Genomic DNA, 6,806 nt, shown 5'->3' with positions numbered 1-6,806 from the left:
CTTCGGCGAGGCGGCGGCGACCGCGGTGCGGCGCCTGTCGGGGGAGAGCGTCGGCGCGCCCCTCGCCCCGCGCCGCGTCCAGGCGCCGGTCGCGGTCGAGCGCCGCTTCGCCGAGCCGGTCGCCCGCACCGAGTTCGCGCTGACCGTGATCGGCGAGCTGGCGGCGGAGGCGGCGGCGCTGCTCGCCGAGCGGCACGAGGGCGGTCGCCGCTGGCAGGTGCGACTGTTCCGCGCGGACGGCGCGGTGCATGGCTTGCGCGTCGAGACGGGGCGGCCGACCCGCGACGTGGCGCTGCTGCTGCGGCTGCTGCGCGAGCGGATCGACGCGCTGGCCGACCCGCTCGACCCCGGTTTCGGCTATGACCTGATCCGGCTCGACGTGGTGCTGGCCGAGCGGCTCGACGCGGCGCAGCTGCGGCTGGAGGGCGGCACCGCGCGCGAGCGGAGCGCGGACAACTCGGTGGCGGAGCTGGTCGACCGCCTGTCCACCCGGCTCGGCCGCGGGCGGGTACGCCGCTTCGCCGCGCGCGACAGCCACATTCCCGAGCAGGCGGAACTGATGCTGCCCGCCGCCGCCCCCGCGCCGCCCTCTGCCCCCGCCTGGCCCGCAGCCGAGCCGGGCGAGCCGCCGCTGCGCCCGATCTACCTGTTCGACCCGCCCCAGCCGATCGACAACGTCGTCGCCGAGGTGCCGGACGGTCCCCCTGCCCGCTTCCGCTGGCGCCGCACCCTGCACGAGGTCGCGCGCGCCGAGGGGCCGGAACGGATCGCGGGCGAGTGGTGGCGCCGCCACGACAGCGCGGTCCCGACGCGCGATTACTACCGCATCGAGGACCGCCGCGGCCGCCGCTTCTGGATCTTCCGCCACGGCCTGTTCGGCGAGGTCGAGGCACCGCGCTGGTACATCCACGGGCTGTTCGCGTGATGTCTGGTGGGTTCACGCAAAGACGCAAAGACGCGGAGGAACGTCGCGCTTGGGGTCGGGTCCGTTCGCGACAGCGAACCTCGGATCATTCGGCGGCCGGATACCGGAAGTTCTCGCTGACGCGAGAGGGCGCCGAGCCCGCAAAATTCTCCGCGCCTCCGCGCCTCCGCGTGAATCACCTTCTCTTGGCGTCTTCGCGGCTTCGCGCGAACTCAATCCTTCTTCCCTGCACGCCTCTGCACGAACCCGATCGGCGCCACGCGCCATGACCGGGTTCGCCGAGATGGTCGCCGCGACCAGCTTCTCCTTTCTCGACGGTGCCAGCCAGCCCAGCGACATGGTGGCGCGTGCGGTAGAGCTGGGCCATGCCGGGATCGGCATCGCCGACCGCAACACCGTTTCCGGCGTCGTCCGCGCGTACGACGCAATGAAGCGCGCGTGCGCCGGACAGCTCGGCGTCCACCTGCCGCCGATCGACTTCAAGCTGGCGGTCGGCGCGCGGCTGGTGTTCGCCGACGGCACGCCCGACATCGTCGCCTATCCGTCCACACGGACAGGCTGGGGGCGGCTGACGCGGCTGCTGACGGTCGGCAATCGGCGCGCGGAGAAGGGCGGCTGCATCCTGGGGCTGGGCGACCTGATCGCGCTGCACCGCGACCTGCTGCTGGTCGTGCTGCCAGCCTCGACCGCGCGTCCGCATGTGCCGGTCGTCAGCACCGATCTGCCGCCACCGCGCGAGGATGCCGGGCTGGCAGCGACGCTGGCGGCAGTACGGCGGCTGGACGCGGACGCGGTGTGGCTGGGGGTGACGATGCCGCGCGGCGGTCGCGACCGGCGGCGGCTGGCCGCACTGGCGGCGACCGCAGACGCCGCGGGGGTGCCGCTGCTGGCCACCTGCGACGCGCTCTACGCCTATTCCGAGGATCGTGACCTCCACGACATCGTCACCTGCATTCGCGAGGGCGTGACCGTGCAGCACGCCGGCCGTCTGCTCGCCGCCAATGGCGAGCGCCACCTGAAGGACGCCGCCGAGATGGCCCGCCTGTTCCGCGACCGGCCGGACGCGGTGGCGGAGAGCGGGCGACTGCTGGGCCGGATCGGCTTCTCGCTCGACCAGCTGCGCTACGAATATCCGCACGAGCCGGTGCCGGCGGGCTGGGAGGCGCAGGCGTGGCTGGAGCATCTCGTCTGGCAGACCGCGCTCGACCGTTACGACGACCGCGTGCCGGAGCGTGTCCGCGCCCTGCTCCACGAGGAGCTGACGCTGATCGCCCGGCAGAATTACGCCAATTACTTCCTGACCGTCCACGACGTGGTCCGCTTTGCGCGCGGGTGTAAGCCGCCGATCCTGTGCCAGGGGCGCGGCTCGGCGGCCAACTCGGTGGTCTGCTTCCTCCTGAAGATCACCTCGGTCGATCCGATGAAGCACGACCTGCTCTTTTCCCGCTTCGTGTCCGAGGAGCGCGACGAGCCGCCCGACATCGACGTCGATTTCGAGCATGAACGGCGCGAGGAGGTGTTGCAGCACATCTACGCCCGTTACGGCCGCCACCGGGCGGCGATCGCGGCGACCGTCATCCACTATCGCCCGCGCAGCACGGTGCGCGAGGTTGGCCGTGCGCTCGGTCTGACCGAGGATGTGACCCAGCGGCTGACCAGCACGGTGTGGGGCAGCTTCTCCGACCGGTTCGATGAGGAGCGGTTCCGCGACACCGGCTTCGACGCGGACAATCCGGAGATGGCGCGACTGTCCGGGCTGGTGAACCGCCTGCTGCAATTCCCCCGCCACCTGTCGCAGCATGTCGGCGGCTTCGTCCTGACCGAGGGTCGGCTCGACGAGATGGTGCCGATCCACAACGGCGCGATGGCCAACCGGACCTTCATCGAGTGGGACAAGGACGACATCGACTGCCTGGGCCTGATGAAGGTCGATATCCTGGCGCTCGGCATGCTGACCTGCATCCGCAAGGCGTTCGACCTGATGGAGCGGTACGACATGGGCCGCCCCGAGCTGGATGCGGTAGCCGTCGAAGAGGATGACCGCGTCTATGCCATGTTGCAGAAGGGCGACAGCATCGGCGTGTTCCAGGTGGAGAGCCGCGCCCAGATCAACATGCTGCCGCGTCTGAAGCCGCGCGAACTCTACGATCTGGTCGTGCAGGTCGCGATCGTCCGGCCCGGCCCGATCGAGGGCGACATGGTCCACCCCTATCTGCGCCGCCGCGCCGGCAAGGAGCCGGTCGAGTTTCCCTCTCCCGACCCGCGCTTCGGCCCGCCCGATGAATTGCGGACGCTGCTAAAGGACACGTACGGCGTCCCGCTGTTCCAGGAACAGGCGATGAAGCTGGCGATCGTCGCAGCCGGCTTCACGCCAATGGAGGCAAACCAGCTGCGCCGCGCCATGGCGACGTTCCGCCATGTGGGCGGCATGCACAATTTTCACGCCAAGCTGGTCGGCGGCATGGTCCGCCGGGGCTATCCGGAGGACTTCGCCGAGCGCTGCTACAAGCAGATCGAGGGGTTCGGCAGCTACGGCTTCCCTGAGAGCCACGCCTTGTCCTTCGCGCGGCTGGTCTATGTGTCGTCCTGGATCAAATGCTTCCACCCGGCGGTGTTCGGCTGTGCGATCCTCAATTCGCAGCCGATGGGCTTCTACGCGCCCGCCCAGCTGGTCCGCGACGCGATCGAGCACGGCGTGACGGTGCTGCCGGTCGATGTGAACCGGTCCGGGTGGGACAATGATCTCGAACTGGTCGAAGACGGCTCGCTCGGCATTCGGCTGGGCTTCCGACAGGTCGACGGCTTCCGTCAGGACTGGGCCGATCGCATCATCGCGAACGCGCCCTATGCCGGTATCGAGGATCTCGCCCGCCGCGCGACCCTGCCCCCGCGTGCGCTGCGGCTGCTTGCCGATGCGGACGCCTGCCGCTCGCTGGGGCAGGACCGCCGCGCCGCCGGGTGGGAGGTGCGGCGCACCCCACCCGCGCAGCTGCCGCTGTTCGCCGCCGCCGACGCGCCCGAATTGGGCCGTGAGCCCGACATGGCGCTGCCGCCGATGCCGCTCAGCGAACAGGTCGCCGCCGACTATCAGATGACGCGCCTGTCGCTGAAGGATCATCCGATGACCTTCCTGCGCCCGCTGTTCCGCAGCGAGGGGGTGCTATCGAGCGCGGAGGCCGGCGCGGCGCTGGACGGTCGCCGCGCCAGCGTCGCGGGCGTGGTGCTGGTCCGACAGCGCCCGGGCAAGGGCAATGCCATCTTCGTCACCATCGAGGACGAGACCGGCATCACCAACGCGTTGATGTGGGCGCGCGATTTCGAGGCGAACCGGCGCGCGGTGATGGCGTCGCGGCTGATGGTGCTGCACGGCGTGATCCAGCGCAGCGAGGAGGGTGTCGTCCACCTGATGACCGCCCGCGTCGACGACCGCACCCACGAGCTGCGCCGCCTGTCTGAGGACCATCAGCCTACCTTAACCCTGTCGCGCGCCGACGAATTCCTCCACCCGCAGCATCCGCGGGGTCGCAATGTCGGACCGGAACAGACCCCCGAGCGCGTTGCGGCACGGCACCACAACACGCCCCGCCACGGCCATCCGCGAGACGTGCGGGTCCTGCCGAAATCGCGGGACTTCCATTGAGCGGCCGTTCCCCCCACATAGCCCCCGATCATCAAACGGGAGCAGCACTTGGCCACCTTGGGAATGTCGCCTGCCGAGAAGGACGCGGTCGCCGCCTTCCGCCGCGACGTCGTCGAGCCATCGATGACGAGCCTCGTCATCATCGATTTCTGGGCGGAGTGGTGCGGGCCGTGCAAGGCGCTGGCACCGGTGCTGGACAAGGTTGCCGCCGCCTATGCCGACAAGGGCGTGGTGTTGGCCAAGGTCGACACCGATAAGAACCAGTTCATCGCCGCGCAATTCCAGATCAAGTCGATCCCGACCGTCTACGCGATGTTCCAGGGCCAGCTGGTCGCCGACCTGACCCCGGCCCGTACCGAGAGCGCGCTGCGCACGATGCTCGACCAGTTGCTCCGCCAGCTGCCGATCCAGTCGGAGGCGACTTCGCAGGAAGCGGAGCTGGAACCGCTGATCGCGATGGGCGAGGAGGTGTTGGCGGAGGGCGATCACGAGCGTGCGCTCGGCATCTTCGCGCAGCTGGTCGAGATGGCGCCCGATCACCCCGCCGTCCTGTCGGGCCATATCCGGGCGCTGGTCGCCGCCGGCCAGACCGGGGAGGCGCAGGCCGCGATCGAGGCGCTGCCGGCCGACCTGAAGGATGCCGGGATCGAGCGGGCGAAGGCCGCCCTCGCGCTGGCGCAGGCCGCGCCCGCGATGGACGACCTGTCGCCGCTGCTCGCCGCGGTCGCGGCCGCACCCGACGACCACGAAGCCCGTTTCGCGCTGGCCAATGCGCAGGCGGCTGCCGGCGACCGCGACGGGGCGGCCGACAACCTGCTCCACATCGTCGCCGCCGACCGCGCGTGGAACGAGGGCGCCGCCCGCCAGCAGCTGCTCACCCTGTTCGAGGTGGTCGGGCTGATGGACCCCTGGGTTTCCGCCCAGCGGCGGCGGCTGTCCGCGATCCTGTTCGGATAATGGAGCGGTTCGGATGACGACCCGCCTGTCGATCTTCCCATTGCCGGGGGCATTGCTATTCCCGGCGATGCACCTGCCGCTGCACATCTTCGAGCCGCGTTATCGCGCGATGGTGTCCGATGCGATGGCGCGCGACCGGCGGATCGGCATGATCCAGCCGAGCGGTGCCCAGCCGACCGACCGCAGCGAGCGGCCGCCGCTCTACTCGGTCGGCTGCGTCGGCCGCATCGCCGAGGTCGAGGCGCTGGAAGATGGACGCTACAATCTGGTGCTGGAGGGGCTGTCGCTGTTCCGCGTGGTCCGCGAGCTGGAGGTCGCCACCGCCTTTCGTCAGATCGAGGCGGAGCTGATCGCGACACCGCAGGACGAGACGCTGTCGCTCGGCCGCCGCTCGTCGCTGGAGATCGAGTCAAAGCGCTTCGCCGAGCGACAGGGCTATGCCGTCGACTGGAAGGCGGTCGGTCGGCTCGACGATCAGAGCCTGGTCAACGGCATCGCCCAGATCGCCCCGTTCGACGTCGCCGCCAAACAGGCGCTGCTGGAAGCGCCCGATATCGAAACGCGCGCGGAGCTTACCATTCAGCTGATGCAGTTCTTCGGCCGCCACGACGGCGACGATCGGGTTACGCTGCAGTGAGCGCGACCGATAACGAGCCGGGGATGATCGATCCTTGGCTGCTCGAACGGCTGGTCTGCCCCGCCACCCGCACGCCGCTGCGCTACGACCCGGTGGCCGGCGAACTGATCTCCGACGCCGCCGGCCTCGCCTATCCGATCCGCGACGGCATCCCGGTGATGCTGGTCGAGGAAGCGCGACGGCTGGAGAGTTGAGGGCGGCAGCGATGCGCGCATGCGAACCGCTCACCCAGCGAAAGATGGCGCTCTATAAATATTCCCCGAACGAGGAGAGCGATGGCCTGCCCTACCGCGCCTTGCGATAGGCGTTGTTGATGTCGGTCATCCAGCCGGTCTGTGCCTTGCCGGCTCCACGCGGCACCCGTGCCTCGTCGGTGTCGATCGGCTCGTCGAAGCGGATGCCGGCCAGCTTGTCGGTGACCCACATCACCTCCGCGTCCAGATCGTGGAGGCGCCCCATCGCCAGCTGGATGCGCGCACCCTTTACCATCTCGCCATCGTGATCCAGGCAGGCACCGGTCGTCGACAGGTTGCGCACGCGCCGCTCCATCCGTCGCTCGCCGATCAGGACGTCGGCACGAATGATGACCCCGCTGCGCTTGGCTCGATCCTGGTTGATGGCGTCACTCATGCCGTCGCAATCTCACT

At 69.7% G+C, this 6,806-nt stretch carries 6 protein-coding genes; 5 read left to right on the top strand and 1 reads right to left on the bottom strand.

Going from position 1 to position 6,806, the window contains the following annotated elements; all coding sequences use genetic code 11:
- From Q5H91_RS13500 to Q5H91_RS13480, 5 genes are all read left to right on the top strand, one after another.
- A partial coding sequence (locus tag Q5H91_RS13500; protein WP_441347526.1) for a DinB/UmuC family translesion DNA polymerase occupies positions 1–925 on the top strand: 925 nt, incomplete at its 5' end.
- Between the two features lie 265 nt (positions 926–1,190).
- Entirely contained in the window at positions 1,191–4,565 is a 3,375-nt protein-coding gene (locus Q5H91_RS13495) for an error-prone DNA polymerase (RefSeq protein ID WP_305173941.1), read from the top strand.
- 63 nt (positions 4,566–4,628) lie between these two features.
- Complete coding sequence (locus Q5H91_RS13490; protein WP_305173955.1) at positions 4,629–5,522, top strand: tetratricopeptide repeat protein; 894 nt, start codon at positions 4,629–4,631, stop codon at positions 5,520–5,522.
- A 13-nt stretch (positions 5,523–5,535) separates the two neighbouring features.
- A complete protein-coding gene (locus Q5H91_RS13485; RefSeq protein WP_305173940.1) occupies positions 5,536–6,159 on the top strand; it encodes an LON peptidase substrate-binding domain-containing protein in 624 nt (207 codons plus the stop codon).
- A gap of 23 nt (positions 6,160–6,182) precedes the next feature.
- The gene (locus Q5H91_RS13480; RefSeq protein WP_305173954.1) at positions 6,183–6,353 is read left to right on the top strand and encodes a Trm112 family protein; all 171 of its coding nucleotides are present in this window, start codon (positions 6,183–6,185) and stop codon (positions 6,351–6,353) included.
- A 91-nt stretch (positions 6,354–6,444) separates the two neighbouring features.
- Here Q5H91_RS13480 and Q5H91_RS13475 read toward each other — a convergent pair whose 3' ends face one another.
- Complete coding sequence (locus tag Q5H91_RS13475) at positions 6,445–6,789, bottom strand: PilZ domain-containing protein (RefSeq protein ID WP_305173939.1); 345 nt, start codon at positions 6,787–6,789, stop codon at positions 6,445–6,447.
- Positions 6,790–6,806: the final 17 nt, after the last annotated feature.

Origin of the sequence: Sphingomonas aurea (genome assembly GCF_030678875.1) — a bacterium.
GTDB lineage: Bacteria > Pseudomonadota > Alphaproteobacteria > Sphingomonadales > Sphingomonadaceae > Sphingomonas > Sphingomonas aurea.
The sequence above is the reverse complement of the archived record's forward strand: the minus strand, read 5'-3'. Positions and strand labels throughout refer to the sequence as shown.

Coding starts and splice junctions, on each gene's coding strand:
- Q5H91_RS13495 (WP_305173941.1), top strand. CDS start 1,191: ATGACCGGGTTCGCCGAGATGGTCGCCGCGACCAGCTTCTCCTTTCTC.
- Q5H91_RS13490 (WP_305173955.1), top strand. CDS start 4,629: ATGTCGCCTGCCGAGAAGGACGCGGTCGCCGCCTTCCGCCGCGACGTC.
- Q5H91_RS13485 (WP_305173940.1), top strand. CDS start 5,536: ATGACGACCCGCCTGTCGATCTTCCCATTGCCGGGGGCATTGCTATTC.
- Q5H91_RS13480 (WP_305173954.1), top strand. CDS start 6,183: ATGATCGATCCTTGGCTGCTCGAACGGCTGGTCTGCCCCGCCACCCGC.
- Q5H91_RS13475 (WP_305173939.1), bottom strand. CDS start 6,789: ATGAGTGACGCCATCAACCAGGATCGAGCCAAGCGCAGCGGGGTCATC.